Origin of the sequence: Borrelia puertoricensis, assembly GCF_023035875.1 — a bacterium.
Classification (GTDB): domain Bacteria; phylum Spirochaetota; class Spirochaetia; order Borreliales; family Borreliaceae; genus Borrelia; species Borrelia puertoricensis.
In genome coordinates, this window is the sequence record NZ_CP075380.1 from 1 (window position 1) to 26,947 (window position 26,947).

Annotated in this window: 37 protein-coding genes and 2 pseudogenes; 7 read left to right on the plus strand and 32 right to left on the minus strand. The window is 28.3% G+C overall.

The features are described from left to right. From bpuSUM_RS04360 to bpuSUM_RS04380, 5 genes are all read left to right on the plus strand, one after another. On the plus strand, positions 1-690 hold the full coding sequence (locus tag bpuSUM_RS04360; RefSeq protein WP_247066401.1) for a plasmid maintenance protein: 690 nt from the start codon (positions 1-3) through the stop codon (positions 688-690). Positions 691-745: 55 nt separating this feature from the next. Then, positions 746-1,258, plus strand: coding sequence for a DUF226 domain-containing protein (locus bpuSUM_RS04365; protein WP_247066403.1), 513 nt, complete (start codon positions 746-748; stop codon positions 1,256-1,258). Continuing rightward, positions 1,234-1,980, plus strand: a complete 747-nt coding sequence (locus bpuSUM_RS04370; RefSeq protein ID WP_247066405.1) for a ParA family protein — start codon at positions 1,234-1,236, stop codon at positions 1,978-1,980. The genes bpuSUM_RS04365 and bpuSUM_RS04370 overlap by 25 nt, the downstream gene beginning before the upstream one ends. Before the next feature lie 60 nt (positions 1,981-2,040). Beyond that, positions 2,041-2,601 (plus strand): chromosome replication/partitioning protein, encoded by a 561-nt coding sequence (locus tag bpuSUM_RS04375; protein WP_247066407.1) that lies wholly within the window; start codon positions 2,041-2,043, stop codon positions 2,599-2,601. A 530-nt stretch (positions 2,602-3,131) separates the two neighbouring features. Further along, positions 3,132-4,139 carry an ERF family protein gene (locus tag bpuSUM_RS04380; RefSeq protein ID WP_247066409.1) on the plus strand — a complete coding sequence of 336 codons (1,008 nt, stop codon included), beginning with the start codon at positions 3,132-3,134 and terminating at the stop codon, positions 4,137-4,139. A gap of 39 nt (positions 4,140-4,178) precedes the next feature. On the opposite strand, the gene bpuSUM_RS04385 is transcribed toward bpuSUM_RS04380, so the two are convergent. From bpuSUM_RS04385 to bpuSUM_RS04520, 28 genes and pseudogenes are all read right to left on the minus strand, one after another. Beyond that, a complete protein-coding gene (locus bpuSUM_RS04385) occupies positions 4,179-4,811 on the minus strand; it encodes a hypothetical protein (protein ID WP_247066411.1) in 633 nt (210 codons plus the stop codon). A gap of 82 nt (positions 4,812-4,893) precedes the next feature. Next, positions 4,894-5,205 (minus strand): BBA14 family lipoprotein, encoded by a 312-nt coding sequence (locus bpuSUM_RS04390; RefSeq protein WP_247066413.1) that lies wholly within the window; start codon positions 5,203-5,205, stop codon positions 4,894-4,896. Between the two features lie 40 nt (positions 5,206-5,245). Continuing rightward, entirely contained in the window at positions 5,246-5,599 is a 354-nt protein-coding gene (locus bpuSUM_RS04395; RefSeq protein WP_247066415.1) for a BlyB family putative holin accessory protein, read from the minus strand. A gap of 1 nt (position 5,600) precedes the next feature. After that, complete coding sequence (locus bpuSUM_RS04400; RefSeq protein ID WP_247066417.1) at positions 5,601-5,927, minus strand: BlyB family putative holin accessory protein; 327 nt, start codon at positions 5,925-5,927, stop codon at positions 5,601-5,603. A gap of 3 nt (positions 5,928-5,930) precedes the next feature. After that, positions 5,931-6,116, minus strand: a complete 186-nt coding sequence (locus bpuSUM_RS04405) for a BlyA family holin (protein WP_247066419.1) — start codon at positions 6,114-6,116, stop codon at positions 5,931-5,933. A 90-nt stretch (positions 6,117-6,206) separates the two neighbouring features. After that, positions 6,207-7,040, minus strand: a complete 834-nt coding sequence (locus bpuSUM_RS04410) for a DUF685 domain-containing protein (protein WP_247066426.1) — start codon at positions 7,038-7,040, stop codon at positions 6,207-6,209. A 12-nt stretch (positions 7,041-7,052) separates the two neighbouring features. After that, on the minus strand, positions 7,053-7,655 hold the full coding sequence (locus bpuSUM_RS04415) for a DUF735 family protein (RefSeq protein ID WP_247066428.1): 603 nt from the start codon (positions 7,653-7,655) through the stop codon (positions 7,053-7,055). A gap of 9 nt (positions 7,656-7,664) precedes the next feature. Next, positions 7,665-8,542, minus strand: a pseudogene (locus tag bpuSUM_RS04420) (DUF276 domain-containing protein). Next, a complete protein-coding gene (locus bpuSUM_RS04425; RefSeq protein WP_247066430.1) occupies positions 8,539-8,871 on the minus strand; it encodes a DUF2634 domain-containing protein in 333 nt (110 codons plus the stop codon). The pseudogene bpuSUM_RS04420 and the gene bpuSUM_RS04425 overlap by 4 nt, the downstream one beginning before the upstream one ends. Before the next feature lie 67 nt (positions 8,872-8,938). Then, a complete protein-coding gene (locus tag bpuSUM_RS04430) occupies positions 8,939-9,463 on the minus strand; it encodes a DUF777 family protein (RefSeq protein WP_247066432.1) in 525 nt (174 codons plus the stop codon). Between the two features lie 10 nt (positions 9,464-9,473). Further along, positions 9,474-10,415, minus strand: a complete 942-nt coding sequence (locus tag bpuSUM_RS04435) for a DUF693 family protein (protein ID WP_247066434.1) — start codon at positions 10,413-10,415, stop codon at positions 9,474-9,476. A 4-nt stretch (positions 10,416-10,419) separates the two neighbouring features. Continuing rightward, complete coding sequence (locus tag bpuSUM_RS04440; protein ID WP_247066437.1) at positions 10,420-10,980, minus strand: DUF792 family protein; 561 nt, start codon at positions 10,978-10,980, stop codon at positions 10,420-10,422. Positions 10,981-10,995: 15 nt separating this feature from the next. After that, the gene (locus bpuSUM_RS04445; protein WP_247066439.1) at positions 10,996-12,261 is read right to left on the minus strand and encodes a DUF759 family protein; all 1,266 of its coding nucleotides are present in this window, start codon (positions 12,259-12,261) and stop codon (positions 10,996-10,998) included. Positions 12,262-12,269: 8 nt separating this feature from the next. Continuing rightward, positions 12,270-12,494 carry a DUF1322 family protein gene (locus bpuSUM_RS04450; protein ID WP_247066447.1) on the minus strand — a complete coding sequence of 75 codons (225 nt, stop codon included), beginning with the start codon at positions 12,492-12,494 and terminating at the stop codon, positions 12,270-12,272. Then, on the minus strand, positions 12,478-12,924 hold the full coding sequence (locus bpuSUM_RS04455; RefSeq protein WP_247066454.1) for a DUF1473 family protein: 447 nt from the start codon (positions 12,922-12,924) through the stop codon (positions 12,478-12,480). The genes bpuSUM_RS04450 and bpuSUM_RS04455 overlap by 17 nt, the downstream gene beginning before the upstream one ends. Positions 12,925-12,934: 10 nt before the next feature. Then, the gene (locus bpuSUM_RS04460; RefSeq protein ID WP_247066456.1) at positions 12,935-13,360 is read right to left on the minus strand and encodes a DUF1463 family protein; all 426 of its coding nucleotides are present in this window, start codon (positions 13,358-13,360) and stop codon (positions 12,935-12,937) included. A 9-nt stretch (positions 13,361-13,369) separates the two neighbouring features. After that, complete coding sequence (locus bpuSUM_RS04465; RefSeq protein WP_247066465.1) at positions 13,370-14,488, minus strand: DUF787 family protein; 1,119 nt, start codon at positions 14,486-14,488, stop codon at positions 13,370-13,372. A 4-nt stretch (positions 14,489-14,492) separates the two neighbouring features. Further along, positions 14,493-15,011, minus strand: coding sequence for a DUF764 family protein (locus bpuSUM_RS04470; RefSeq protein ID WP_430644656.1), 519 nt, complete (start codon positions 15,009-15,011; stop codon positions 14,493-14,495). Between the two features lie 27 nt (positions 15,012-15,038). After that, positions 15,039-15,408 (minus strand): annotated as a pseudogene (locus bpuSUM_RS04475) (hypothetical protein). Then, positions 15,399-15,773 (minus strand): DUF1506 family protein, encoded by a 375-nt coding sequence (locus bpuSUM_RS04480; RefSeq protein WP_247066360.1) that lies wholly within the window; start codon positions 15,771-15,773, stop codon positions 15,399-15,401. Before bpuSUM_RS04480 ends, bpuSUM_RS04475 begins: the two are co-directional and overlap by 10 nt. Then, positions 15,773-16,213: a DUF3890 domain-containing protein gene (locus bpuSUM_RS04485; protein ID WP_247066362.1), complete on the minus strand. Its 441-nt coding sequence runs from the start codon at positions 16,211-16,213 to the stop codon at positions 15,773-15,775. The genes bpuSUM_RS04480 and bpuSUM_RS04485 overlap by 1 nt, the downstream gene beginning before the upstream one ends. A 14-nt stretch (positions 16,214-16,227) precedes the next feature. Next, positions 16,228-17,205, minus strand: coding sequence for a hypothetical protein (locus tag bpuSUM_RS04490; RefSeq protein ID WP_247066364.1), 978 nt, complete (start codon positions 17,203-17,205; stop codon positions 16,228-16,230). A 20-nt stretch (positions 17,206-17,225) separates the two neighbouring features. Next, entirely contained in the window at positions 17,226-17,807 is a 582-nt protein-coding gene (locus bpuSUM_RS04495; protein ID WP_247066366.1) for a DUF228 domain-containing protein, read from the minus strand. A gap of 12 nt (positions 17,808-17,819) precedes the next feature. Then, entirely contained in the window at positions 17,820-18,491 is a 672-nt protein-coding gene (locus bpuSUM_RS04500) for a DUF1357 family protein (protein ID WP_247066368.1), read from the minus strand. 14 nt (positions 18,492-18,505) lie between these two features. Further along, a complete protein-coding gene (locus tag bpuSUM_RS04505; protein WP_247066370.1) occupies positions 18,506-19,741 on the minus strand; it encodes an anti-CBASS protein Acb1 family protein in 1,236 nt (411 codons plus the stop codon). Positions 19,742-19,891: 150 nt separating this feature from the next. Then, complete coding sequence (gene bdr / locus bpuSUM_RS04510; RefSeq protein ID WP_247066372.1) at positions 19,892-20,404, minus strand: Bdr family repetitive protein; 513 nt, start codon at positions 20,402-20,404, stop codon at positions 19,892-19,894. Positions 20,405-20,445: 41 nt separating this feature from the next. Continuing rightward, positions 20,446-21,798, minus strand: coding sequence for a PBSX family phage terminase large subunit (locus bpuSUM_RS04515; RefSeq protein WP_247066468.1), 1,353 nt, complete (start codon positions 21,796-21,798; stop codon positions 20,446-20,448). Between the two features lie 11 nt (positions 21,799-21,809). Beyond that, a complete protein-coding gene (locus bpuSUM_RS04520; protein WP_247066374.1) occupies positions 21,810-22,376 on the minus strand; it encodes a DUF603 domain-containing protein in 567 nt (188 codons plus the stop codon). A gap of 163 nt (positions 22,377-22,539) precedes the next feature. Here bpuSUM_RS04520 and bpuSUM_RS04525 point away from each other — a divergent pair, with 163 nt between their 5' ends. Next, positions 22,540-22,968, plus strand: a complete 429-nt coding sequence (locus bpuSUM_RS04525; protein ID WP_247066376.1) for an Mlp family lipoprotein — start codon at positions 22,540-22,542, stop codon at positions 22,966-22,968. A gap of 471 nt (positions 22,969-23,439) precedes the next feature. Further along, positions 23,440-24,198: a tyrosine-type recombinase/integrase gene (locus bpuSUM_RS04530; RefSeq protein WP_247066379.1), complete on the plus strand. Its 759-nt coding sequence runs from the start codon at positions 23,440-23,442 to the stop codon at positions 24,196-24,198. A 132-nt stretch (positions 24,199-24,330) separates the two neighbouring features. Here bpuSUM_RS04530 and bpuSUM_RS04535 read toward each other — a convergent pair whose 3' ends face one another. The 4 genes from bpuSUM_RS04535 to bpuSUM_RS04550 all read right to left on the minus strand — a co-directional run bounded on the left by bpuSUM_RS04535 (position 24,331) and on the right by bpuSUM_RS04550 (position 26,768). Then, positions 24,331-24,747, minus strand: a complete 417-nt coding sequence (locus bpuSUM_RS04535) for a DUF261 family protein (RefSeq protein ID WP_247066381.1) — start codon at positions 24,745-24,747, stop codon at positions 24,331-24,333. Positions 24,748-24,816: 69 nt separating this feature from the next. Next, complete coding sequence (locus bpuSUM_RS04540; protein ID WP_430644657.1) at positions 24,817-25,212, minus strand: single-stranded DNA-binding protein; 396 nt, start codon at positions 25,210-25,212, stop codon at positions 24,817-24,819. After that, complete coding sequence (locus bpuSUM_RS04545) at positions 25,205-25,414, minus strand: hypothetical protein (protein WP_247066385.1); 210 nt, start codon at positions 25,412-25,414, stop codon at positions 25,205-25,207. The genes bpuSUM_RS04540 and bpuSUM_RS04545 overlap by 8 nt, the downstream gene beginning before the upstream one ends. Positions 25,415-25,424: 10 nt before the next feature. Then, positions 25,425-26,768 (minus strand): DUF244 domain-containing protein, encoded by a 1,344-nt coding sequence (locus bpuSUM_RS04550; RefSeq protein ID WP_247066399.1) that lies wholly within the window; start codon positions 26,766-26,768, stop codon positions 25,425-25,427. Positions 26,769-26,947: the final 179 nt, after the last annotated feature.

Genomic DNA, 26,947 nt, shown 5'->3' on the forward strand with positions numbered 1-26,947 from the left:
ATGAAAAATGCAAGCCTCGAGGTTAAGGCCCATACAAAACCATTAAAGGACTATCACAATAGATATTATAAAATACTATCAATACTTAAATACTTTCAGAATAAAACAATAAATTACAATCAAACATTCATTCTAAACGCATTAAATATTTTTCTATTTAAAGACGGTCTCAAACAGATTACACTTAGAACTTTAAGAAAAGATTTAGCATTTCTATGCAATAAAGGCATTATTAAAAAAACTTTATTAAGACTAGGTGAGGGAAACGGAACATACATAAGATATACAGTAACTAAATACAGTGTTAAGAACTTAAAAAGATTGCTTAAAGCTCAACAAGAAATCACCGAACATGATGCTAATAAAGTATTCATATTTACAAAAGAAACACAAAAAAAATATTTCAAAAATAGGAGGTTTAAAATTTTTAAATCTAAAAATGCAACTAAAAATGTCAGTCATAATATAACTAATAACAAACATATAAATAATAAAGAAAAAATAGAAAAAGAAAGTAAAAGTAAGATAATAAACAATACAGATTATCTAATAAGGAATGTGTCTAAATGGAAAACAATGAGATATTTAGACAAAATAGAAGCAAATGCAAACAAAAAAAGATATGAAGACAGTGCAATAAGAACAAAAAAATGGTTAGGAAACCTAAAAACCAAAGAACTTATAAAATAATTTTTGATAATTAAAATGAGGTTTAAAAAATAAAACTATGATAAACATATCAAAAATGTCAACAAAGAAAAGCTCTATTTTTATTAAAATAGAAAAAAAAAATGACAAAACACTATATCATACAAAAATCACTAAAGATTTCTATATATTTGGAATAGATAAAAATAAAAACAATAGATTTTTTATTATTTTGAAAGAACTTTTTAACGAAAAAAAATGTATATTTCACTTATTTTCTACAAAAGGAGATGATAAATTCTTAGGTATATATTATGGATATAGAAAACCAATAAAAAATATAATGAGGAGATATGAAGATAATGGAGAACTCAAAACATCTACCTTTTCAAAGGTCTATTACATGGAGTTTAGATTCAAAAAGGGAAGTATTTTTTGTTATATTAAAGGAATTTCTTCTCTAGTTAAACGAGAAAAAATAGATACATCATATTATAAAACATTACTTGCAATAGTAATGAAACTTGAAAGGGAAGTGTATGAATTTTACAACAAAGCATTACCAGGTAAAGGAAACATAATTAGATGGATAGAAAAAAACCTAAAATAATAACAGTAGCATCAATTAAAGGTGGTGTTGGAAAAAGTACAACCAGTATAATATTTGCAATTTTATTAGCAAAGAAATATAAAGTATTATTAATTGACATTGACACACAAGCATCAACAACTAGTTATTTTTATAAAGAATTTATAAGTAAAAAGATTAGTCTTGTAAATAAAAATATATATAGAGTTTTGAAAGAAAGATTGAATATTGATGACTCTATTGTGAATCTTAAAAATAATTTGGATTTAATCCCTAGTTATTTAAGTTTGCACAAATTCGCTAGCGAATCTATACCTCTTAAGGAGTTGAGATTAAAGGATAATTTACTTTTTTTAAAGGCAGATTATGATTACATAATAATTGATACAAATCCTAGTTTAGAGTTTACATTGGCTAATGCATTGCTATCCAGCAATTATGTGATAGTTCCAATGACAGCAGAAAAATGGTCAGTTGAAAGTCTTGATTTATTAGAATTTTATATGAAAAAGTTAAGGATGAAACTTCCAATTTTTATCCTTGTGACAAGATTTAAGAAAAATAATACACATAAACAGTTATTGAAATATGTTCAATCAAAAAAGGGATTTTTAGGATTTATTCATGAAAGAGAAGATTTAAATAAGAAGATTGCACAAAATGAAGACTTTGATTTAGATAAGGATTATATTAAGGAATATGAAGATGCATTATCAAAACTTTTAAAACAAATAAATGAATAAAATATAATCGTCCGGAATCCGGACGATTATATTTTATTTTGTATTAATGGAGGAGCTTATATGAAAATCGAACTAAATAAAAGAGTTTTAGTAGATGAGGAGGATCCTGATGAGAAAAAATTATTTTCTACTAATGAAGAAAAAATCTTGTATTATAATTCTTTAAAAGAAAGATTAAAAGCTAATTTTAGAAAGGAAATTTTTCACAAAATAGATAGCATTAGGATTTTAAAAGAAATAAAAGATAACGAATATTATAAATTAGATGGATATAAGAGTTTTGATGGATTTATAAAAAGTTATAGACTTGCAAAAAGTCAAGTATATGTTTATTTGAAAATAGCAAATGCTATGGAAGAAGGATTAGTTGAAGAACAGTATATTATTGAAAATGGCATCCATGATGCTCTTAATTATATACAAACTAAGGAAAGTCCAAAAATAAAGAAATCAAAGCAAAATCCAATAAAACCGCTACGCTTTCAACTTAAAAGTCAAGATAGTTATGATTTTTATAAGAAAAATGCTAAACTCACTGGCTTTATATTAGATAGATTGTTTGCTTATAAAAAAGATTTGCTAGATGAGTTTATAAATGAATTTAAAAATTTTGAGAAGTAAAAGAGTTAGATGATGTATAAATGATTTAACATATAAAGTGTATAAACATAATATTAAGGTTTGTAGAAGGACATATCTAAAAATACAATTTACTTAAGGTATAAGATATGATACTAGTCTTAATAATAAGATTAATTATTACTTCTATTGTTTTTATTATGATAAGTAGATTCTTTATTAGATGAAAATGATATAGTAGTTATAAAGTGTTAATAAGCTCTTTAGTAAAATTTAAAAGAAAATGTAAATTTCTGAAATCAATAGTTGATATTCTTTTAATTTTGGTGTATTTTATTGTCAATGGTATGTGTTCATTTAGACACATCCTTTATGGATCGTCTATGAAGATTTTAGATCTTTATTAGTAGTTTTTTTTAAAAGTTGCTAATAAAGATCTAATTATTTATGTAATAACTCATCAATTTACTACTTTGTCATTCTATACGGAAATTTATGCTATTTTTAATAAAAATATTTGTTTTTATAGTTTTTGTTATATATTTGTTTTTATAACCATAAAGGAGTATTAAATGAATGCAAATAAAATAACAAAAAATCAACATACAAGAACTAGAATGCGCAGAGCAGTTAAGAAACTGGGGAAACAAAAGGGAAAAGTAACAGATATAAGAGTAAATAATCAAGCTTTAGTAACTGATGAGAATCAAGCAAGGGTAAACTTTCTAAAATCTCTATACAGTCTACGTATGAATTTAAGTGGTGTTGCTAAGAATCTTAATGGATATGGGTATAAATATCAAAATTTCAATGAGATAATCAGAGAGATAAAGAATGTTATAAAGAGTAACAATTTAGATATTGATTTCCTGCAATGTCCAACATTTAAAGTTGTGGGAAATAATACAATTAATGTTATTACAACAACATTTTACAGTCCAAGTAGTGGTTACTGTGAGTCATTTGATACTCCAATTTACACAGAAGAATTTTCTTCTCTAGGGGCAAAGAATCAAAATACTTTATCTCAACTTGTAGGTTCATGTATAACATATCATAAAAGATATGCTCTTGTAGGATACCTATCAATAGAGAGTGAAGTTGACACTGATGCTAGTTCATCATTACCCGAGCTAGAAAATAATAGAGATAGAGTTAAAGTTATTGCCAAAAACAATGATGGAAATACACAAGTAAATATATCAGGAAATAATGTAGAGACAAATAAATTTAAGTATTATAGAAATCTACTCATAGCAGCACGTAATATGCATAAATTTGTTCTTAATAAACCATTTAACAGTTTAGAAGAGATAAATTCATATCTTAAATCTATTCAAGTTGGAGATGATTCAAGTATACTTGAATACTTTAATAAAAATAAAACATTAAAGAGTATACAGTATTGGTGTAATTTGATAAAAGAGTATTTTAGTAAGAGTAGTAGAGACCCAGAAAAGATAGAAAAGTTTGATGTATTTTTAGCTTTTGATTTAGATAAGCTTGGTAATAGTCCACTGAAATTATTTGGGCATTTATCTACTGATAAGGAATTTGATTGTTTATTTAGATCTGCATAAATCAAAGAAATAACAAACCCCTTTTGGGAGTTTGTTATTTTATGCAACCAATTTTAACTCATCTATTTCATCACATAGTTTGTGATATGTAGGATGTATGGGATTCAAAAATACCATCATATACACAAAGGTATCGTGTGTTGAAAAACCGTTATTGCCATATATATAAAATGCAACGCATATTTTGTTTTTCATAACATTTAATGCTTTGACTTTTTTTTGTTCTGTTGTTAGATTATCATCATCTTTGCCTTCTTTTTTATATGAGAAGAGTGGGTGGGTGCTGGTGTTAATTAGATTTTGCATTGTGGATATTCTATCTAGTAATTCTTGGATTTTTTCTTCATCAAGTTCATTAAAGAATTTTGATAATTTTTTTTCATTATATTGATAGTCATAATTGATGTCAGTTTTGATAAGCCGTTTATAAAGCTCACTTTCTATTTCTTTTTTTGCATTATTTAAACTATTTTGATCTTTAAGTGTAGTTGTAAGGAAATCCAAAGATTGTTTTTTTTTATTGTCTAAGTTAGTTAATGATTTCAACTTTTTTAAATCAGTGTTGATTAATTTGTTTGTGTGTATATCCAAATCACAATTACAAAAAGTAAGAAGTATAAATAGTGTTTTTTGTAATTGTAATATAATATTAAATACATATTTTTTGTGCATTTAATTCCTCTCCTAAATGAAGTTATCAAGAATATTGTAATATATAAAGAAAAAAGCCCCAATAGGGGCTTACTCATTAAAATTATTTTAATTTCGTATATCTTTTATATATATCTTCAGCAATAGGTTTTATTTGAGAGATATATTCTTGCAGTAGGGAGATATTAAAATTTAATGTTTTTATTGTATGTTCTGATTTTAATTTGCTTGCATCAAAAAAAGTAAATTTGGGAAAATCTTCATTCTTTGTCTTTTTCTTAGCATCAACTAAAAATCCTTGTAAATAAAGTACGTATTTTGAGAGTTCAGATTCGTATTTACTTATTGATTCTAAATTAGAATCATCTGGCATAGTTGGTTCTTTAGTTAAGGAAGTAATGGTTGTGCAATTCATAATTAGAGTAATAGCACAAATGAAAATAACTTTAAATAGTCTATTCATTATTTCTGTCCTCTTCTTTAAGCTTATTAATATAAGCATGCATAAACTTATTTCTCTTTAAACGTAGTGAAGCAATGCGTTTTGTATTCTCTTTACTTAAATGTTCATTAGAGCTATCTATTATCTCTAAATTAATTCTTAAGATGTCATCAAATTGTGAGAGTATTTTCATGCTTTCAGCTTGTTCCCTTTTAATTAAATTATCCCTGTACATAGAATAAAAGTAATTTATTACTCTGCTAAAGATATTAATGTATTTTTGTGTGTTGGTATTTGAGTCTTGCTTTAGCAGTTCTGTAAATTTGTTTAGTATATCTATACTTAATTTTGCAGTAGTTAAATTCAATTTATAACTCCTTTGAATATGATTCTTTTGTTCCTTCCCATTTTGGCAATCTCATGTTTTCAGGATTATTATTAACCTTTTCTATAAATTCTTGTATTTTGTTATTAATAGGAGTTAATGCTTCTTGGATTTGGGGCGTTAATGCATTCTCTAATCTTTCCATGTTTTTAGTGAAAATAATTCTGTATTCTGTGTAAGCTTCATTAAGTAGCATAAATATTTTATGAGCATTCACGTTAAAAGAGCCATCTTCAAAATTAGACAGTGTACTAAATAATGTTTCTATTGCATTTAAAGCAGTATTTAATGAACTGATGTCAAGTGTCATTGATTAATCCTTTCCTTTATGTTTTCTTTTAAATTTAGTTGCTAATAAACTTATGATATCTTTAATTACCGGTTTAAAGATAAGTCCTATACCTAAAATAAAAGTGGCAATGACAATTAATTTAATTTCATTGATATTAATTAAAAGTTCTGATATTTCAGACAATTTAGTTAAAGTGAAATGATCCATTAACCTTGTAACCTCACATAAAAAAGATAAATAAAGTATATTACAAAAAGTACCAAAAACTAATAATTTATTAAGTTTTACAAAGTAAAATTACAGTTTTACTAAAACCGGAACACGATTTCCGCTTAGATATCTATATTTTTGTATGTACCATCCTCTAAATAATGGTACTACAGTGTCTATGTAAGCATTCTTGGCACTATTATAGTATATTATTGATGTTTGTGATTCATCAGAATATTTAACAGATACTTTTTTTGTATGTTTGCTACCACCAGCATTAATTGTTACGTCAAGATATATATCTAAATAAATAGGCTTATCGTCATCACTTTTATAAAATATAAGTTTAACATCTTCGTTGCTATACTCAGATGTCATATCTAGTAAGTAAGACTTACTTCTAAGAGAGGATTCATAAATATAAGAACTAGAGCTTCTCTCTCTTGATAAACTAAAACTTGAAGGAATGCCTGTTAAATATTCTGGTATTGTAGTTTTTTGTAATGAATTATAAGTTGATATAGTAACAAATTTGTCTGAACTAGAGAAATGCGAATAAGAACTCATATTACTTGTAAGATCACTTCTGATAGAACTAGATAAATTACTCTTATAACTTGAGTCATTATTCATAAGTTTGCTTAGTAGTTTAGAGTAAAGTTTATCTGTAAATTCACTATTCTCAGCAAGTTCTGTTGCAATAGTGTCTTTAATTACTTCCTTAAAGTAAGATAATCCTTCTCCTTTAAACGTTTTATCTTTAGTCTTTTGAAGGAAGTTTTCATAAGTAATTGCATTACAACTTGCAACACCATCATCTAATAAAAGTAAATCACTATTTTTTATATCATTTACCCTATTTAAATCTTTAATTTGTATAAATTCATTCTCGTCCATTAAAAGTCTCTCATCTGTTGACAAATGATACCTCCATTAGTTAAAAGAAACAACTTCTATATTTTGATTGTCAATAATTTTAAGTTTTCTTCCTATAGGAATCATGCCTTTAATAAAAGCATATATTGAATGTGAATATCCTTTAGGAATGAAATTGAATGCTAGTATTTTATATTTATCTTCGTATCCTTGTTTTGATTGACGTAAGCGTATACGTTTGGGTTTTACTCCAACAGCAGTACTAGGAGTAATATATGATATGAAATTAGTTTTTATACTTCCAAGTAATTTAATACTAATAACCCCAGCTTCTGGTGTTGTAATTTCAATATCAACATTAAGAAAAGCTTTAAATAATCTAATAAATGACTCATCAGTACCAATATGTCTTAAAGCAAAAATGACGCTGTCAATATTGCTTGCAAGCTCTTTTAATGGGCGACTTTTGTAGTGAAAAGTTTTAAATACGTTTGATAACCAGACAGCAATAAAATGAGAAGATAGATAGTTACTAGCAATAATACCAGAGAAATTAGAATTTAAGCTCTTAATTTCAGCAAGTATTTTATTTGCATAATCTAATTCTGAACGTATAAATTTTTCTATTTGTGTTTTATGAAGAAAACCTGGTATGCTCAATATATCTCCTTAAGTTTGAATATCAATAAGTAGTCTCTCAGTGAGACTGAAGTTAAGTATTTCTGATGGACTGATTTCAATATCTTGATTCTCTTTAAAATCACTTGTGCTAATGTTACTTATACTTGTCTCAGGATTGTCTTTAATGCAGGCGTTAATTTTAAGTCCTTGAATGCCTTTTATCTCATTAACCGGAGCAGTAAAATCTTGATATTCAAAACTAATTCCCATGTCAGAGTAATTATTATTGATAATTCTCCTGTATATTTCTCTTATTTGCATGTCGATATTGAGATAAATGAAGTTTTTAAGGTCCAGTTTGTATTTTACTTTAAGATAGATATATTTAGTCTTTCCTAGAGAAACTTTATAAGATTTAACTTGATTGTGGCTATTTATTCCATCAATATCAATATCACCTTCTAAGATAGTTCCACTAGGAATAGTGCTATAAAGTACTTCCCAAAGGTTTGCTTTGAATGTAGAATCTTTAATTGTGTTCTTAGAGTCGTTTAAGATGGTATCATTAACAATAAGATAAATATTAGCTTTTCCTGCTGTGCTTACAATGTTAACGTATTTTACATCTGGTAAGTTCAGTATGCATTTCTTAATGCTTCATGAGTGGTGCTTTTAACACTTATATGAGACTCTATAGCCTTCCAATACTCACCTTGTGGTTTAAGTTTATCCATAAAAAGGTTAAGTTCATTAATTATTTGTTCCTCAACTGTAGCAAGAGAAGCAGCTATGATGTTGTAAATGGATGATGGGTCATCTTTTATCACAATACCATGTGTTTGTTTTAAATATTCTCTCTTTGTGTTAATTATTTGTGAGATATTTTGTTTTAGAATGCCGAAATTATTATCAAAAGTAATACTCATATGCAAATCTCCATTTGAAAAGAATCACCAGGAAAATAGAGAGTAATTTGCAGCAGTTTTGAGTTTATATTAATGTTAACTCCAGTAAGATCAATTTCCAGTTCTTGGGCAACAGAGTAGAGATAATATTTAATTTGCTCTAGAGTGCCAAGCTTACATAATTTAAGGATATGTGTATAATCAAATCCCCATGTTGGATTTAGAGCAAGACTTCCTTTAGGGGTTTTAAGGAAAATAAATAATCTTTGTTTTTGCTCTTCTATTCCATCAGCAATCTGTAAGTCTGAGCCTGATACTAAATTAAACTGCAAATCAACCTTTAAATCCATACTAACCTATGTAAATCAATCTTTAACCTTTAACTTAAAGGAAATGTATAACAAAAATATCAAAAAACTAATTAAATAAATTATTAATTTTGCTATTTATTTTTGATGTATAGTAAGAGAGAGAAGAGTAATCAATGCTTGAATTTCCTATAATTCTTAAGTTATTAATCGCACTGACAATTGCCTCTAAGATGTCTTTAAGACTAGTTATCTCATTACGTATATCCAACTTATGTTTAGCATATATTTTAAGATACTTAGGGTCAATTGCACTTAATATATAAAAATGATGTTTATCAAAATATATATTGTCATCTGTATTAAATAGATTAATACTTGATTGAAGAAGTACTACTTTGTCATCTTTGTGAAGACTTAGATTGATATTCGATATATTACGAGTGTGAATCTCAAGTCCTTTATATTCTTCAATTTCTACAACGCCTTCTTGAGTATCGCTGTTAAATGATTTTATAATTCCTATTTTTGATATGCATATATTGTTAGCTATCCATTCTTTGCTCTCTTCTTGAGTTAAAGCAGAACCAGACATGCTCTGATTCATTCTATAAATTTCATAATTAAAGTTCATATCCTCTCCTTTATTTCATTTTTAGATGATTAATGTCATCATAAAGCTTTAAGTTAAGTGAACATTCACCAGAATTGCTAAGAGAAGCATTAGTTTCACAAATGGTGCTCTTTATTATATTCCCCAAAGAATCTCTAAATGATACTCTGTCACCAACTTTTAATTTATGAGTATAAGTAAGCTTTGCTCTCCAATATATAAGTCTTATATTAAGAGTAGTGCCTATAGTAATTTCTTGCTTTGGGATAAATTCAAGACCATAATCTTCAAGTGACTCATAATGAGCATCAGGACCGGTTAATTGATGATTTGTGAATATAAAATTACATTCAACCAAATCAACTCCATTACCAACATCAGCAATAACATTTTGTATATATTTTTTAGATAATTTTTCTATAAATTCTTTTGGAGTTCTAGCATAAATATGCTCTTCTATGATTTTAAGTCTGTCATTAGTGCTCATATTGATTATATTTCTACCCGGAAAGGCAAAGTTTATAGCGTCTTCAACCGTCATTCCTTTAAATTGTTTTGTTTCAAGTTCTCGGTTAAAGAAATTACTCTTTGATGCTAAATGAAGTTCAAGCTCTATGCTAAAATCACCACTAGGATAGTCACTGCTCATTGGGACTCCCAGATAACCTGCCATAATGAATGTAAATGAGTCTTCATGAGCAAATTTTTTATAGTATATCTTTACAATATCTCCTTCATGTATGTGATTGTTGAAATCGAGGTGTAAATTCCAAAGAACAAGTTTGGCTTGTTTTGCCCTTACAAAATTGTAACTTGAATAGACATTAGATATTGAGATATCAACATAAATGCCATGTTGTGTGTTGATAATGATTTTAGGAGAGTGTTCTGGTGTTGCATCACCAGTAATATTTTTATTTGAGCTAATAGTAGAGTAAAATTCAATCTTAAAATCATATTTAAGTAATATCACAAGCTTATCCTTTGTATTTTTCTAAAGCAAAAGTTTTAATAACTTCCATGTTAAGATTAAGCTCAACTTCATCTATGAAAGGCACATCTTTAAATGTTAGGGAAGTAATTACAACTAATTCTTTAATGCCAAAAGTTGGACTATAAGCAGTAAAGGGAACTTGTGCTTGAAGTCTACCAGCCAGTTGTTCTTTAACTAAATTACTATCAAATTCAAGTAGTGAGTTACCAAAAGGAGTTAATTTCAGTGGAGCTAACATATTCTTATAAAGACTTGTAAGTACACCACCATTTAAAGCAATAACTTCTCCTGTAAGTACAGGGTTATAACTTACATATTCAGCTTTCCTTAAGTAGTAATTAATTACAGGACGTTTGGAACATGTGGTGTTATAAGTACGAGTTATAAGTTCAAATTTAGGTTTAATAAAGAATAATTGGGGCAAATACCCAAGTCCCTTAAGATCAGGTCTTGGGAAGAGAACAATAAAATTATCTGTGCCAAATAAAGCAAATATTTGTGTTACAGTATCTTTAATAATTTGAAATATTTCCATAGGTTGCATAAATGTCTCCCTATTTTAAGTACCACTGGGAGGAGTAGTAATAGATTTATCTTCATGAGTAATTTTTGATAAGCTCTCACCACTATCTCCTCCCATCCATAAGGGCAATATTGATTTAAGTCTTGCAATAAGTCTATCTAAACTAAAAATGCTTTTAATTCCGTTTATTATAGGATCAACGATATCTTTATGAAAGTTAAATTCATTGATCTTTTTAAGTGCTTTAGCGGAAAAATCCATTAAAGGTGTTAATGTGGAAGCAGTTAGTTTTTTTAATTCTTCATCTATCTTATCCATACTACTTGTTGCAGAGTCATAAGAGCTTGTAGTATTTGTGAGATTTAATTCGTTGAAATCACTTAGCACGTCATCAAGTTTAGTTATTCTTGAACCCATATCGTGAAAAGAGTCCTGTTGCCATTTACGCTCAGCATGTTCAAGATACTTGTTACCAAATTTATCAAATTGACTCATTAAATTAAAGATTGAACCACCTTCTCCACGAAGTAAATCAACAACTGAAGAGATAGCATCATCACTTGATGAGAGTCCACTAGCCTTAAGTTTAGCTGCAAGTTCTACTGCTTTAAGTAAATTAGTTTCATTCTCTAGTCCAGCATTCTTAAGAGTTCTTTTAATAACAGCAGCTTTATTTAAGAACTCTTCCTTCTCTCTTCCCCTTTCAAATGTTTTAATTCTTGATATAGTACTTAGTAGCTTACCTTTTTCAGTTGAGTTAAAAATTCTAGAGTTTAGGATACCTATTCGTTTTCTTTCTGCAGCATCTTTTACTGATGATTTTGCAAATGCAAACATATTAGAGGAAGCACCTTTAATGGAACTAGCTATTATATTACCAATTGCACTTCCTATTATGACTTTAGAAGTCAAATTGTTTTTTTTTATTAAATTTTGTTGCATTTTAGAGTTTTCTTTAAGTGATTTAAATTCTAAATTACGTAAGTCTTTAGTAGACATAGTAGATCGTTTAAAAGCTTCTCGTTTAGCTTTTTCGAAGCTGTGTCCTTGCTTCATTAGCTTTTTAGTCTCAGTAAGTCTAAATTTCTCTACTCGCTCTCTTAAACGTTCATATTTATTTTGTTTTGCAAGTTCTGCATTTTTATCTTTTAAATTAGCTTTAATTATATCTTTAGTACTTTTGAGAGAAGAAAGTTTGGGTTTTAAGTTCTCTTCTAATTTTGATATGTCTCTCTCTAATGTTTTTTTCGTTGATGCATGATCGAGTATACCTTTAAATTTAATGGTAAATTTATTATCCATAAGTGTCCTTATTTAGATAAAATCAGTTCAAGTATTTCCTTCTCTATCTTAGCTTCAGCAATTTTGCTTACTTCAATAAATTCATCGTATGTCATACATTTAATTTCTCTGTATGAACAGATACCAGTAATTATTGGTAGCCAATATTTATGTCTTTTTATATCGTCAATTAAAGCAAAGTAACGAGTACGAGTAGCATTAATACTCTCAACAAATTTATCTATATGTTTCATTATTAGCCTTTGATTTAAGTTTTGAAATTACACATTCATAATTAAATTCATCGGTAATGTAATCAAAAGTAACAAAATCACCAACATTATTCTCATATTCTTTAAGAAAAAGGAGGGCTGGTTTTTTAAATTCTGAGTCTAAATGAAATGTATTAAATTCTATAGAATAAAGAATAGCAATAAGATAATCTTTATAATAACTTATGAATTCTCTATTGTAATCCAGTATTACGTAAAACTCATCTAAAAACCCGGGTTTGATCATTAAATTAGTTATTTCTTTCAAATACTTAACATCATTAAGTTTATTTATAGCTTCTTCTTGATTAAATCCTAGTATAGAGTCCCACGTATAAACAGGTAATACTTTTATTTGGTATTCATAAGTTTTGTCTTTGCTTAATATGTTCATTTTATATCTTGTAATCATTGTGTGTCTTTTAATTTTTAGGTGTTATTTTTTGGCAATTGATAGCTCTAATTTCAAAAGTAACTTTTTCTGCTTCTGCTGAGTAACTTCTTGATGGTTCTTCAGTAAATACAGCACAGTTACTGATTATTTTTGTTGTTATCCTATCATTAAATACCAAATCCATCATTTTATCTTCTTTACTTACATTCATGTTGTAAAATTGGTCATCAGAGATTTGAGTTAGTAATATGTAATCATGACTACCAAGTGTTACTTCAATACTAAATATATAAGTAATGGTTTTGGGATCTCGAAGACTGATAACAGGCATTCCTCTATCTTCATTACTAATTACTGCTCTAGTTGTAGGTTCACTTGTAAGTTCTAATTTTCCACTATTAATTTGTCTTCCCGAGATAGAGAGATAAACTTCCTTTAAATCATATAATCCCATATCTCCTCCTTAATTTTCGAGTTTATTTAAGTAATCAGTTATATCTTTGGTTGTAATAATGAAAGAGAGAGAGTTGATACTGTAGTTATAAGTAATATCAATAGTTAGTTCTAATTTAAGTTGTGGTGATGGTGATAAGATAATATTTAAGTTTGAGTAGCTTACAATAAGTCCTCTCTCTATATATCTCTTTAGTAAGCATTCAATTGCTGATGTATATGCATTATCTTTAGCTCCAGATAATTGCAACCTAGATAATTTACTATTTTGTCTATTATTAATATTCCAAACTCTAATAAGTTCAATTATTGCTTCTTGTTTTATATATTGATAAGTAAATAACTGGTCAATAGGATTGCCCGCAAGATCAACTCCTTCTTTAAATGCTGATACTCTCTCAAGACCTGTTTCGTTAAGATAAGCATAGAAATTAATATTTGCACCTCTAAGTTTAGTTATTACTTCATCATCAACAAGTGGTCTTGCAGCAAGATTCATGCCATATGGATTTACACTGTGAAACATACAAGCTTCATATAAATATCGACTTATAAATTTAAGATGTAGATTATCTCGCTTATTACTATAAATAGCTATATTATTTGTTTTCTCTAGGTAGCTTTTATCTTTAAATATTTCTTTTATTTCACTCTCTTTAGTAGAGAAAATAAAGAAAGTATCTGGCATCTTGAATTTCAAGTAATCATCTTTGTATACAACTAGCCCATCATCACCATTATTATCTTTATCATAAGTATTAATTAGAACAACAAATGAGTGTCTGTGTGTTTTAAGATAAGTTTTAATAGTCTCAGGTTTATCTTTATAAATAAAGAGCATAGCAGATTTTAATGCTACACTGGGAGAGTTAAAGAAATCAGACATAGCATTCTTTAATAGTTCTTTTTCTTTAGTAAATTCATCTTGTCCATTTCCATTTTCTTTTTCTAATGCTTCTATTTGCTTTTCATAGTTATTTATTGTAAGATTTAAGACTTTATAATTTGCACTATCTTTATTCACATTAATTTTTAATGTTTTATAAACTAGTAACGGAGAATAATAGTTTATTGTTGTGTTATGTACTTTATTATTAATTAGATTTACACTAATTGTATCTTGTGGCAAAGTATTACTCCTTCCTTTCAAATATTTGGATTCCAGCTTTAAAATTAGTTGATGAGCTATAAGCAGTGTTACTACATTTTGTTCCCAAAGTAATGAGACCTGTATTTTGCATATTAGATGTTGGACGTATATAGATATTGAGATGTTTTATGTAGTCAGGTTCATGAGCGTCCTTAACTGTGTATTTATTTACTCTGTTATGTAAAAATTCTTTAAGCAAACTATATAAAGTCAACATTCTATTGTAAGCATCATAGTCATTTGAATTTATTACAAGAGAGATAATAAATATTTGGAAGTTAATATTAAACTCACAAATATTATCATAAAAAGTACCATAATGAGAGTTGTGAGCAAGTAAGCCATCTTCAGATGTAAATTTAAATGCAATAATATTAGGTTCGCTCGTAGTTATATTAGAGAGTAGATATGGATGATTATATGTATTAATAACCTTACATATGTTTTCACTTTTAGCATGAGCATATTCTTTAAAGTCATTTAGTATTTTAATTATATGCATAAGTATAACCTCTAACCCAATAAGCACTCAATTCACCTTATAACTAATCTCATTTAGCATTCGTGAAGTATCAACAAGAGTAATTTCTGGATTACCACTACCTTTTTTTTCGTTTTTGCTTAATTGTATTTGGACTAAGTTCAGGCTTGATTTTATTTGACAATACATAATTTTGATAATAAGTTATAAATGCTTCTCCAATGGCACTCATTCCAGATCTGGGATCACGTTTAAATTCATTTTTTATATAATCATTACTGATATATTCTCTAAACTCACAACTAGCAGCAACTTCACTTAAATGTTTACGTACTGGTAAATTATTAGCGCCAATCTCATGCATGCGTGCAACATTAGCTCTGCCCCCAAACCAACCAACCTCTAACTCTATTTCCATACAATATCCTTTAATATTAGTGTTTGGTAACCAATAGAAGAGTCAATACTTACTATTTCGTAATAATTATCACCTATAGAAATTCTATCTTGAAGATTGAAGATAATATCATCACTTGTATAAAGTTTAGAGAGTCCTTGTAAGTCAAATAAATTTGAGTCATAAATCATCCTTAATTCTTGGGGACTTATATCTATAATAATGCCTGTCAATTCTAAGTAGTCTTCTTTATTAAATACCCTCTGATAAGAATTATCATCAAGTGTAATAGTTTCAAATTTATATAAACGTAAAGGATCAGGGGCTTTGTATGTAAATATCATACGTTGTGACATTTGTGATAACCTATCTCTAAGATTATTCATTACACAACTCCTATACAGGAAGGAGACGTAGTATCTCTTTTAACTTTATCTAGATACGCATCAAATCGTAAACAGAAGTTTTTATTACAACTGTCAGATTGACTAGTATCAGATATAGGGTGATAGTCAATTTCCAGTTCATTGAATTTTTCTCTCTTTATTCTCTCAAATTCAAGTTCACGGACAATCCCCTTTTTCCTCAGTTCACATCCAATATGATAGTAAGTAAGCAAGAAGATATCATTATAAGTAAGCTTCTCTGACTGTATTCCATTAGCTAATAATATTGACTCTAAGAGATTAATTTGCATCATAAAGCTTTGAATAGAAAATTCTTCTATGCTTATTCCCAAAAGGGAAATAATATTAGAGTGAAGCCTGCTTATAAATAATTCTTCTTCTTGTCTCTCTATCTCTTGTTGAGCTGTTCTCTGTTGCATTACCAGGTTAACCTTTAAGATTGTTTAATATCAACTCGTAAAATTGTTTTCTCTGTTGCTAAGAGTCCACCAAGTACAAAATCAAGATATGAATGTGCAATATCAGTTGAATCTCTATCCACTTGCTCATTTGGCATTGGTAGCATATATTTACTTGGTTTGAACTTAATTAGTTCAGCATTTAATGGATAAATGAGTATTTGATTTTGAAGTAAATTACTTGTTTCAATATAGACTTCTCTTCTATTATTAACAGCTTTTATTGTCTTAATAAGGAAGTCCTCCCAAAAATCATTTGATGAATACGTAGCAGAAGATGAAGAAGAATTTGTTATTGAATATGGTTTAACTAACTTTAAACTAGTTAATGGATCAACTAATACCATCATAGGAGTTGAGAATTCATCTCCTAGCTCTAATTTTGCAAGACCCTTTTCGATACTTTCAAATATTTTATCCATTTTTTCTTTATTAGTTTGTTCAACTTCTTCTTTTACTTGATCTGGCATATTAAGTAGTCCAAACATATTAGGTAACATTCGTTTTTGATTCTTTCCATCTTTTTGGATTGACACAGTACCTGTTAATACAAAATGATTTATTAGTTTTATTATTTCATTTGTTGCAAGTTTATATGCCTCCCCAAATGGAAGTAAATTATTATTTACATCTCCAGCATAATCATTACCTTTATAAAATTTTTCAGAAGTTTGTTTTAAGTGTCTAAATTTATATTGTAACTTTAAATAATTAAGTCTCACTGACTCTGAACGAAATCCAATGGTTGCAATAGTATTAACTTCATTTACTAATGTTGTAGGATTAGCATTAAGAAATGCATCCCACTTTATTGTTTTTAAATATCCCATCTTTAAATCAACATCTTCAATTTGTTCTTTTGAAAACCAGTTATAAAATACTGGTAATTTAATTTCTGAGAAAATATTTGCTATTTCTTTTGCATAATAATTTTGATCATATAATTCTGACATCTTTAACCTCCTTTAACTAATTAACTTGGTTTAGCTTTATTTCCATAAACAGAAACATGTACCATACAAAGTTTTTTATCAGTACCAAATTCTATTACATCTGACAATGCTATAGCATTAATTTTGCTGTAACTTGAACTACTTTTTTCAAGCTCTCCATTTGCATCAAATTTAAGCTTATCTTTTCTTTTTATACCACTACTTTGTTTGGCTACTAAATACCCTTGAAAATTATTTGTAATAGGTATTACTGTTGCTATGCCAGTAAACTCATCTATATCACTGCATATTCCATATAGATCATTCTCACCACCTACTTCCACATGAGGTTCATAGTGTGGATTGTTATTAGAAGTACTTGGATTTTCTACAACCAGTTTTACTCCTCTTTTGTATGGATAACCTTTGACAGGATAATTTTCTAACTTGTCTTTACTACTAGTTACAGTCCCACCTTGGTTGGCAAAGTGTAAATTTTTATCCCTAAAATCAACCTTATTACTAAAAACCCCTGCATCACTAATAGGATTTTTCATTAGGTCTTGTATCTCTTTTACCTTTTTATCATATTCTTCTTTAAGTTTTGTTATAGTCTCTGACATGCATATATCTCCTTAAGCTGTTTTTTTCTCTTTAAGGTTATAAAACTCATGTATTCTATCTTTATAAGCATTGGCAACAGAAATATTAAATTCATCAAAGTTAACTGGTGAAAACCCTGAATCTAATAATGATATTCTATTCTCTATTTTAGAGATAATATCACCATGCTTAGAGTCAATATTACTTGCAGCACGTTTTCTCATGCTTATATTCACTTTTGCTAAAAATACAAGTTGTTCTAATATCTCTCCATCTAAATGTTCAAAATTATCTAGCTTGGAAATAGCTTTTATTTGTTCTTTAGGAACAAATTTTCTCACTAACTCTCTTCTTTGTGCTTGCATTATTTCTTTCAGTGAATAACCCTTAGAAAGAAGAGTATCTTTATCAAAATGCTTGCTTAAATGTGCTTTAGCTAATTGATCAATTTCATTTATCTTTTCAGCTTCTAAGAGTAACTGTTTCTCTACTCGCTCTCTATCTTCTGCATTTGCAAGTTCACGTGCAATTCGGTCATTTATACTTAATTTATTAACCCTTTCATCTTCTCGAGTTACCTTTTCTTTAAGCTGCATATACTCTTCAAACTCTTCTTGACTTATACGTTTAAACTTATCAGAAGAGCTATTATCATTAGTCTGTATTACTACTTCTTCTGTATTTACATCTGACTCTTTTTCCATGAAAACTCCTTAACCTAAATTGAAAATAATTTTTCTTTTAGCTTTGATATCTCATCTTTGCTTAAAATATTTTTATTTATAAGTTCACTATATTTACCGAAAAATTCTATTAATTTGAGATCTTTATCTACTCTCTCTTCTTCACTAAGCATAACAAGAGAATTAAATTTCATCTCTAAACCAAAATACCTAGATAGTTTAATATTGACAGCAATCTCTACTGCTTCTTGTATTCCTTTAAGAAAATCATAATAATTGGATCTATCTCCCTTCCCATCATTTCCCAAACCTTTAGTCTGTTCATTAAAACTTCGAGTTAGTGGCTCTTTTGTATCTGCTCCTATCTTAGCTTTTACTAATGCCAATGCCTCTTTTAAATACGTAAGATCATACTTAATTACCTCTAATGATGCATCTGTTGTTGAAGTGTAAAATATTCCTTCATTATTTAAACTTGACTTTAATCTCTCTATTTCTCTTGAGAGACTATCATTAATACTCTTAAGATCAGATATGCTGTTATTATCCTGTCTTTGTCTTTGAAATAGACCTGCAAATAATCCATTATTACTATTATTTCTATGTGTTAAGCTGTTTAATGATGCAGTTGCATTTGATAGTGCATCTTGAAGTCCAACTAATGCTTCATCTTTATAAAAAAGAAAATTATGTGTCTCTATTCTCTTATCTATCTGTGTATAAATTTTCTCAAGTAGATAAATATTAAGTAAAAAACTTTCACTATAACATGGTATGTAACGTTTTAAGATATAATCATAATTATCAAAAATTATTACCCTACTCTTATGTATCTTAACTAAAGAGTAAGAAGTATTTCCTTCTTTTACTGTGTAAGTAATATACTGGTCATAAATGCCCGGGTCTTTAACTAAATTGAAATCTAGATATTTAAATCCAATGGGCAATTCAGAATTTACTTCTTCTTCTAATTCTGTCAGTTCATCACGAGTTAGAACTAAAATATATCCTGCACCATTAAATCTATAACTAATTATAAGATTTAAAAGAGCATCTTTAAGCTCTCTTTTAAGTCTTGCTATCTCAGATTCACTAATATTATCTAAACTTTCAAGATGAATACCATTCTTCAGTGCATCCTCAGCAGGATTCTCTATATAGTTCCTAAAAACAAGCGAATATTTATATAATTCCAAAGGACAGATCTTATTTGATCGTTTCTTTATTTCATCAAAATAATACAAATTTGTTCCTTTATTTTCAGTTTGCATATAGATTGTATGCAAAAATAATAGTTTTTGTCAAAATAAAAGAAACAAATACATATACGATAAAATATCTACATTTTTATGTATCTGTACTAATTGGGGGGGAACTTAAAAATGGTAAAAATCTTAAATTTATTTTTTATTTAATTAAAATTATTTCAATAATAATGCTAATAAAATACCTAAAGTAAGAGTTATGATAGTACCAAACATCCAATTATGGAGTTTAGATGTGTTTTTAAATTCTAATGTAGATTTCTCTATCTTATTATCAAGTTCATTGAATTTAGTATCTATCTTATTATCAAGGTCCTTAATATCAGATTTTAAAGTTGTCTCAACCCTTTGAATCTCAGATTGTAAGAGAGCTTCAACTTTTTCAAGCTTAAGGTTAAAGTTACTCTCAACGGTGTCTATTTTTTTATCGAGTTCATTAAATTTAGTATCTATTTTGGTATTAAGCTCATCCTTAACACTACTAATCCCATCTTCTAAGTGTTTCAATTTTATATCAAAGTTTTCTTTTAAGAATTCAATATCTTTGTGCGTAAGCTCATTACGATAATACCTATAAGACAGATCAATAGCAATATCTCTCTTAATACCGGCTTTAGTAAGTTCAGCTATAACCATTTGCTGTGTAATAACTCGTTGAGCAAGTCCCATAAAAACACTCCTTATGTAATTATTATATAATATTTTAACTGTTATAGGAACCTTATTTTAGTAAAATGTGCTCTGAGGGTACGCATGCTTAGAGTCAATAACATATATGATGCTGATAGGCTATCTAATGAATCATCATCACTCTTACCATCTCCTTTGTACTTATAAATATCAGATACAGCTGACTTACTTGAATAATCCATAATACTAAGTTTAGATGTTGCAAATGGCTCTATTAATGTAGCAATTCTAGTAAATTTATTACTTATAGGTTTAATTGGAGCAATTTTAAAATTATGACTCATACCCGCCCTAAGTTTAAGAAACGTTTTAGTCACATTCCCATGCCCAGAAACGTTATCCCTATCTTCAACATATAGTTTGTGTACATTAAGATTTGTAAGTATAGTTTTAATTGTATTTAACATTTTAGGATCACCTACTGGTAACTTTTCTTGAAAAATAAATGCATAATAACTTTGATCTACTCTCTCCAAAACACAAAGGGCTGTATTATCGCCTCCTATACTATATGCAGGATCTAAATATGCTATAGGACTTTTAAATTCATGCTTACTTGTAAGATTAACATTAGTAAATATCGCATCACAGGACGGGACCCATTCTCCAAGTAGAACCTTTGCTTTATATGTTGGAATGTCCCTGTAAATCTCTTCTTGGGTTTTAATAAATTCTCTAGCAATTAATTCATTATCATATGTTGTAAAGTTATATGTAGAGTAAATTTTTGTATTATCAATATAATCAAGCTTAAAGAAATGTTCAGGATTATCTGGATTGGTATCAAATATAATTGCCTGCATTCCTACTCTAAGCCTTTTTAAACATTCTATTAATGTTTCTTTATGCAGCGTAGTTGCTTCATTAACGTAAATAAGCGCCGAATTAGACCCTCTAAACCGCTCAAAATCACTCACCTTATCACCACCATACAGATTAACTTTTAGTGAGTCTATTTCAAAATATGATGTATTAGAAAATTTTGGCTTAAAGGGTATCTTAAGCATACTAGCAATCTTTTCAAACTGCCCTAAAACATTAATCTTTAATGATTTTTGTGAATTTCCTATTATAAAATTATTAGTATCTTGCCTGTAAAGATGTCTATTCTTAATGAGCATCTTTAGATATAAATAACATGCTAGAAACGTCTTACCGCTAGCAATCCCACCTGAGAGGATAATTTTACTTTGTTTATTCTTCTCGATATTACGTATTACTTCAAGTTGCTTTTTAGTTAAGTGTCTCTGCTCAAACCCTTTAAAATCAACCTCCAATGCTTTAGGCTTAATAAAATCCATTATATCAATACCAAAATCACGCTTGTACTCTCGCTGCATTTCTTTAAATATAGGCAGCTTATATATATCCATTACCATATCCTTTAAATTTGTAATTTAGAGCGCACATCTGTATCAGTAGCTTTAAGCTTTAGCATTGTCTTGTAACATAGTGACATCTTCTTAAGTTCGAGATCCCTTTTAAGCTCATCGAGTTTAAGTTTTAACTCTTCAAGCTCACGACCCTCTTCTTCTGAATGTGCAACTTTTTTACTTAAAGTCTTCTTGTAAATATTGCTAATTTGAGACTCGAGTTCTTCTATTTTGTAATTATGAGTTTTAAGTTCTAACTCTAAATAACGACTAAATGAATTTATAAATTCTAGTCCCAACATACTTTTAGCCATACTAAACTGACTTTTAAGATCACGTGCTTGGGCTGTACTTTGTGATGCATGAAATAAGATTTTATTTAAAGTATCTTCACAAATAGTAAGCTTAACAGCACCATTAATATACTCAGGGGCATCTTTAATCTCTTCCCATTTGCGTCTCATCTTTCCTACATTAACACGACTAACTCCAAGCTCTTTTGCTATCCTCGCGTCATTAAGCTTCCCTTCTCTAAAATACACAACATAATCATCAAACGATTTCTTTACCCTACTCATACCTTTTAATATAAGTTAACTAATAGGTTAACAAAAATATATTTAACATAAAAATTATAACAAAACAACAAATTTTACAAAAACAATTAATACTTATACGTACATGTACATTAAGAAGATAAATAGAGATATATTTTTAAAACAAAAAGATAGGGGGATTTATATGAATAAAATTAATTTTATTTTGGTGTTGGCACTACTAATTAGTAGTTGTGAATATGAGCATGGAAATGCTACACCCAAAAGTAGAGTTAAAAGAAATTTGGAAGAACAAGAAGAAGTACAAAAAACACCTGAGGACGCATTAAGAGAAAAGCTAAATGATACTCAAAAGCAAGGCTTAGATTTCTTAAAAGATGCTTTAGGTGATGATTCTATTTTAAATAAAATCTTAAGTGCTGATGAATCTAAAATAAAGGAAGCCCTTGATCATATCCAAAGTGAACTTGCAAAATGCACAGGTGATGATGCTAGCGAGCAAAAAAAAACTTTTAAAGAGGTCGTAAAGGGTGCTCTTAATGGCGGTGAAAACTTAGACAAATTTAAAGATCAAGCAGCAAGCAATTGTAATGGAGCAGGAGCAGGTGGTTAAATACGCCTCTAATAACTAAAGATGAAAGTTAAGAAATGGGGATTTAAAAAAGAATATTTAAAAGAACAAGACAACAAAAATTCTAGATAAAGATGTGTAATAGAAAATAAATTAAACTCGTTATAAAAATGGTAAGAGTAACTATAAAAGTAAACTTTAAGTTAACAGAAATAGAGAATTTAAATTTTGTACTAAAAAACCCATCATTGCAAAGTTGAAAGATACTAAGTAGGCAAATAAAGGATATGGAAAGTAAAACTAGAAGTATTTGTTAAAGATAGCAAGAAGTATTATAGATATTTTGTGCTGCTTCTCCTTAAAACAACTTTTCTCTAAACTACAAGTATTCTACACACCATATTTTCCATGCAATGTAGACCTTTAAAAATTGACTCTACGTGTAAGTATTTGCTAATATTTTTATAACTAATTTTATCTATTTTTAATATGTTTAGTTAACTTTGAAATTACATGAAAGGAAAACATTTAATTAACTACAATCTTAACTTAAAAATTAAAGAATTAGAAATGCAAAATGAACGCTTAAGTGAAGAATTAACTTTAATTAAAAGTCAAAGCAAAACTAGACATACTAAAAAATTATCCCCCCCTTTAAGATTTTATCTAAATGACAGGACAATTAGACTTGTAAAACGCGCTATAGAGAGATTTAAAGAACAAGACCCAATATCTGGATGGTTTGTACACTTACTCTCAATTACTGGTTGTAGGGGTGTTGAGATGCAAAATGTAAAACTTACTGACATATATAAAGAGACGTGTAGTAATGGTGAAGTATTTTATTCTATTCGCGTTAATGTAGCTAAAAAGCGTAGCAATATCTGTATTAGAGAAGTAGTCATTAGTAAATCTGAATTTAAATCTATAATGCAAGCCCATCAAAACTACTTTTTATCTAAAGGAAAAAACACAAGACGTACATATCTATTTCAAAAAAGTAAACTTAAATTTCGTGACAATAAAATTAACATAAGTGAGATCGCAACTAGGTTTAAGGAATTACTCATTAAGGGAGGATTTAAACATCGCAAATCTTTGCATATACTTCGTAATATATTTATAGCATCACTAAAGTCTAGAGGATATAATTCATTTGAAATTAAAGAACTTATGAAATATTCATCTACTTCTGAGATTGATAATGTTTATGGTCTCTCAAGTGCAAGTAAAATACAGGCTTACAAAGATATCAAAACTAGCTTGAAATAAATTTTGCTAAATATCTATTTTTTTACAAAATATTATGTATAATAAATACAGCTTATTTATAAAATTTTTATATTAACCTTTTACCATTAAAAAAAAGAGACCGGAGAGTCTCTTTTTTTTATAAATAGAGATTTATATTTTTCTAAACACACGTTTAGACGTAACATTATACTCCCTTCCTCGCTCTCTAAGAGAGAGTGAATCATAAAGTACAGAAGACAAATTAGTTGCTATAAAATGATATCCTGGTGTATTTTTTATTTTAACTTCACTTATCTCAAATTCTCCATCTAAACATCTGTAAGCAGGGCCCTCCCACCTCACACTTGCACTGATATCAAACCGTCTCAGTACAGCGCATGGATTTAGAATATAACAATTACTTCTCATACACCCTGACTTAACAAAGTTATGATAATTCCTATTTATATCAAGAACACTAAACTGCAACTTTTTAAAAACTGATACGTAATAATGAAGAGCTAAAAAGTAACATCCCCACTGACGTACTTCTGAGACTAAATTTGGATTATTTTGCGTTATTTTCATATATAATCTCACTTACAATCTTTATTTTTTAAACCACCACCCCTACTTCCCTTAACTTAAATATAGATACTAAAAAGGAATATCCTCATAAAACTCATCTTCAAGCTTACTCTCATTAACATCTTGTGTTTTAATTGATGAGTTTAAGACGCAAATATCATTTACCAAAATACTGTATTTACTCTTACCCTCACCTGTACGCTTATCATTCCAACTTGAATAAGATAGGGCTCCACTAAGTACAACTTGAACCCCTCGTTTAAGTAAAGCAGCAAGACTCTCAGCTCTAGCTCCAAAAATCACACAGTCAAAAAATTGAGCCTGTCTTGTCACACAGTTATTCTTCTTTACACCTCTATTATTAGCTAGTGTAAATTTTAATATAGGAAAACTATTACTAGTATAAATAACCTCACAGTTTCTTGTTAAACGACCAGACATACTTAACGAGTTAATATCAAACACCAGAACTCTCCTCATCATGAAGCCTACTTAAAAGTTCCATACGTCTTAAATCACAATCAAGTCTCTCAAGATTTTCTAAAAATTCTCTTCTTGCATAATAAGCTTGAATGAGATTCTTTATACTTCTCACACCAAACTTACATAAAAATCTTAAAACCTTGTAAGTAATTACTACAAATAAAACCATAAACATAAATCTCATAAAGGTACCCTTAAACAGCTTTTAAAATAGGTGTAGACCATTCATTTGAATTACTACTAAAATTAGAAAGCCCATTCACTTGTGTATAACTATCACTAAACACCTTAAACCTATCTTTAATGGCTCTTTTTCTCATGTTTAACGAGAATAAAATTCCTTCAAAATTATAATAGATATTATCAATAATTGAATAAGTCCTCATCATATCTTGAATTTTTTCTTTTACTTTTAATTTAACTACTTTGGTAATCTCCTCAGCTTCTTTTGCTTTCTCAGCCTCAACTTTACTGATATGCTCAACCATTTTATTTAAAATAAAAATATCATTTTTTAAACCAAGCTCATTCTCAACTTCTAGATTTGTCAACTTAACAAACTTAAGAAATTCTTGTCTAAAGTCTAATTGTGCCAAGGTATTATAAAATTCACTTTTATTTAAAAATGATTTTATTCTCTCAACCAACTCTTCATTACTTGCACTCTCAATATCATTATAGCTTCTCATATACTTAAGAGCGTTGTTAATCTCAACATTAAAAGCCACCATATAAAACATAATCTTTGCTATAAATGCATCGTCTCTTTCAATAACACAGTTTGTAGTATCTCCACCAAATAAAAAGAATAAGTTTCCTTTTTTTAATCCTGTACATAAGAGTTGAATCTGCACTTGTACGTAATACTTAAAGAAATATTTATTATCTAGAAAATTACCAATTCTATTATATTCAGAAGCGCCGCATTGTATTTGAAATGAATCGCTGCATTTTGTCTCTAAAAGTTCAGCATCACCTTCCCCGTTAACAAACCAAGCATCAATTGTAGCACCAACTAAACAATCACTCTTACCAACTTTTTTAAAGTAATTATATTTATCAATACCGTTTGAATATTTATTTTTATGTAATATATGAATATTCTTATCATAGGTTTTTACAAATTCGTCAATTATTAAATTCTCTAAAGCCTTTCCCTTTCTCATACTCAAATTTTCTTCAAAAGGCATTTCCCTTCCTATAGCTTTAAGTATTCTCTCTAGCATTAATTTTTCTAAAGCATCAGCACCAATAAACATGCTTCCAACTTCACTAGCTCCTACCCTGTGTAAAGCTCTTCTTTGTATACTAAAGTCAACCTTACTATTAAACTTAAAACACTCATTCTTACCAATTTTTGGTAATTTACGTCCAACTCTACTTATTTTACTTAACTGTTTTTGTTTACCTTTAAGATTTTCTTGACTTTGATATGCAAAAGATTCAAAACCCTTAAATACCATCTGCCTGTACAAACCAAATTGTTGCATCTCTTCCTTTGATCTTTGTTCATTTATTTTTGTTACATTTGTATTCATAACTACTCCTTTATGGCTATATAAAATAATATAACAAAAAAAAAATGTTTTTGTCAAAACTTTTGATATATTTTTTTGTTAAATTTACATAAAAATTATTTTTATGTAAATAACAGTTTACTTTCTAGTAATTATTGCGTTATTATGGATGTTATAAATATCCATAAAGGAGAAAACAA

What these genes read in the sequence shown, in the direction of transcription:
- bpuSUM_RS04375 (WP_247066407.1), top strand. Translation starts at nt 2,041, where the DNA reads ATGAAAATCGAACTAAATAAAAGAGTTTTAGTAGATGAGGAGGATCCT.
- bpuSUM_RS04490 (WP_247066364.1), bottom strand. Translation starts at nt 17,205, where the DNA reads ATGTCAGAATTATATGATCAAAATTATTATGCAAAAGAAATAGCAAAT.
- bpuSUM_RS04515 (WP_247066468.1), bottom strand. Translation starts at nt 21,798, where the DNA reads ATGGATATATATAAGCTGCCTATATTTAAAGAAATGCAGCGAGAGTAC.
- bdr (WP_247066372.1), bottom strand. Translation starts at nt 20,404, where the DNA reads ATGGGACTTGCTCAACGAGTTATTACACAGCAAATGGTTATAGCTGAA.
- bpuSUM_RS04405 (WP_247066419.1), bottom strand. Translation starts at nt 6,116, where the DNA reads ATGGATCATTTCACTTTAACTAAATTGTCTGAAATATCAGAACTTTTA.
- bpuSUM_RS04460 (WP_247066456.1), bottom strand. Translation starts at nt 13,360, where the DNA reads ATGGGATTATATGATTTAAAGGAAGTTTATCTCTCTATCTCGGGAAGA.
- bpuSUM_RS04470 (WP_430644656.1), bottom strand. Translation starts at nt 15,011, where the DNA reads ATGCATATAATTAAAATACTAAATGACTTTAAAGAATATGCTCATGCT.
- bpuSUM_RS04365 (WP_247066403.1), top strand. Translation starts at nt 746, where the DNA reads ATGTCAACAAAGAAAAGCTCTATTTTTATTAAAATAGAAAAAAAAAAT.
- bpuSUM_RS04440 (WP_247066437.1), bottom strand. Translation starts at nt 10,980, where the DNA reads ATGCAACCTATGGAAATATTTCAAATTATTAAAGATACTGTAACACAA.
- bpuSUM_RS04545 (WP_247066385.1), bottom strand. Translation starts at nt 25,414, where the DNA reads ATGAGATTTATGTTTATGGTTTTATTTGTAGTAATTACTTACAAGGTT.
- bpuSUM_RS04485 (WP_247066362.1), bottom strand. Translation starts at nt 16,213, where the DNA reads ATGCAACAGAGAACAGCTCAACAAGAGATAGAGAGACAAGAAGAAGAA.
- bpuSUM_RS04445 (WP_247066439.1), bottom strand. Translation starts at nt 12,261, where the DNA reads ATGGATAATAAATTTACCATTAAATTTAAAGGTATACTCGATCATGCA.
- bpuSUM_RS04370 (WP_247066405.1), top strand. Translation starts at nt 1,234, where the DNA reads ATGGATAGAAAAAAACCTAAAATAATAACAGTAGCATCAATTAAAGGT.
- bpuSUM_RS04495 (WP_247066366.1), bottom strand. Translation starts at nt 17,807, where the DNA reads ATGTCAGAGACTATAACAAAACTTAAAGAAGAATATGATAAAAAGGTA.
- bpuSUM_RS04455 (WP_247066454.1), bottom strand. Translation starts at nt 12,924, where the DNA reads ATGATTACAAGATATAAAATGAACATATTAAGCAAAGACAAAACTTAT.
- bpuSUM_RS04450 (WP_247066447.1), bottom strand. Translation starts at nt 12,494, where the DNA reads ATGAAACATATAGATAAATTTGTTGAGAGTATTAATGCTACTCGTACT.
- bpuSUM_RS04400 (WP_247066417.1), bottom strand. Translation starts at nt 5,927, where the DNA reads ATGACACTTGACATCAGTTCATTAAATACTGCTTTAAATGCAATAGAA.
- bpuSUM_RS04550 (WP_247066399.1), bottom strand. Translation starts at nt 26,768, where the DNA reads ATGAATACAAATGTAACAAAAATAAATGAACAAAGATCAAAGGAAGAG.
- bpuSUM_RS04535 (WP_247066381.1), bottom strand. Translation starts at nt 24,747, where the DNA reads ATGAAAATAACGCAAAATAATCCAAATTTAGTCTCAGAAGTACGTCAG.
- bpuSUM_RS04480 (WP_247066360.1), bottom strand. Translation starts at nt 15,773, where the DNA reads ATGAATAATCTTAGAGATAGGTTATCACAAATGTCACAACGTATGATA.
- bpuSUM_RS04390 (WP_247066413.1), bottom strand. Translation starts at nt 5,205, where the DNA reads ATGAATTGCACAACCATTACTTCCTTAACTAAAGAACCAACTATGCCA.
- bpuSUM_RS04505 (WP_247066370.1), bottom strand. Translation starts at nt 19,741, where the DNA reads ATGCAAACTGAAAATAAAGGAACAAATTTGTATTATTTTGATGAAATA.
- bpuSUM_RS04525 (WP_247066376.1), top strand. Translation starts at nt 22,540, where the DNA reads ATGAATAAAATTAATTTTATTTTGGTGTTGGCACTACTAATTAGTAGT.
- bpuSUM_RS04385 (WP_247066411.1), bottom strand. Translation starts at nt 4,811, where the DNA reads ATGCACAAAAAATATGTATTTAATATTATATTACAATTACAAAAAACA.
- bpuSUM_RS04520 (WP_247066374.1), bottom strand. Translation starts at nt 22,376, where the DNA reads ATGAGTAGGGTAAAGAAATCGTTTGATGATTATGTTGTGTATTTTAGA.
- bpuSUM_RS04425 (WP_247066430.1), bottom strand. Translation starts at nt 8,871, where the DNA reads ATGGATTTAAAGGTTGATTTGCAGTTTAATTTAGTATCAGGCTCAGAC.
- bpuSUM_RS04360 (WP_247066401.1), top strand. Translation starts at nt 1, where the DNA reads ATGAAAAATGCAAGCCTCGAGGTTAAGGCCCATACAAAACCATTAAAG.
- bpuSUM_RS04430 (WP_247066432.1), bottom strand. Translation starts at nt 9,463, where the DNA reads ATGAACTTTAATTATGAAATTTATAGAATGAATCAGAGCATGTCTGGT.
- bpuSUM_RS04530 (WP_247066379.1), top strand. Translation starts at nt 23,440, where the DNA reads ATGAAAGGAAAACATTTAATTAACTACAATCTTAACTTAAAAATTAAA.
- bpuSUM_RS04500 (WP_247066368.1), bottom strand. Translation starts at nt 18,491, where the DNA reads ATGGAAAAAGAGTCAGATGTAAATACAGAAGAAGTAGTAATACAGACT.
- bpuSUM_RS04380 (WP_247066409.1), top strand. Translation starts at nt 3,132, where the DNA reads ATGAATGCAAATAAAATAACAAAAAATCAACATACAAGAACTAGAATG.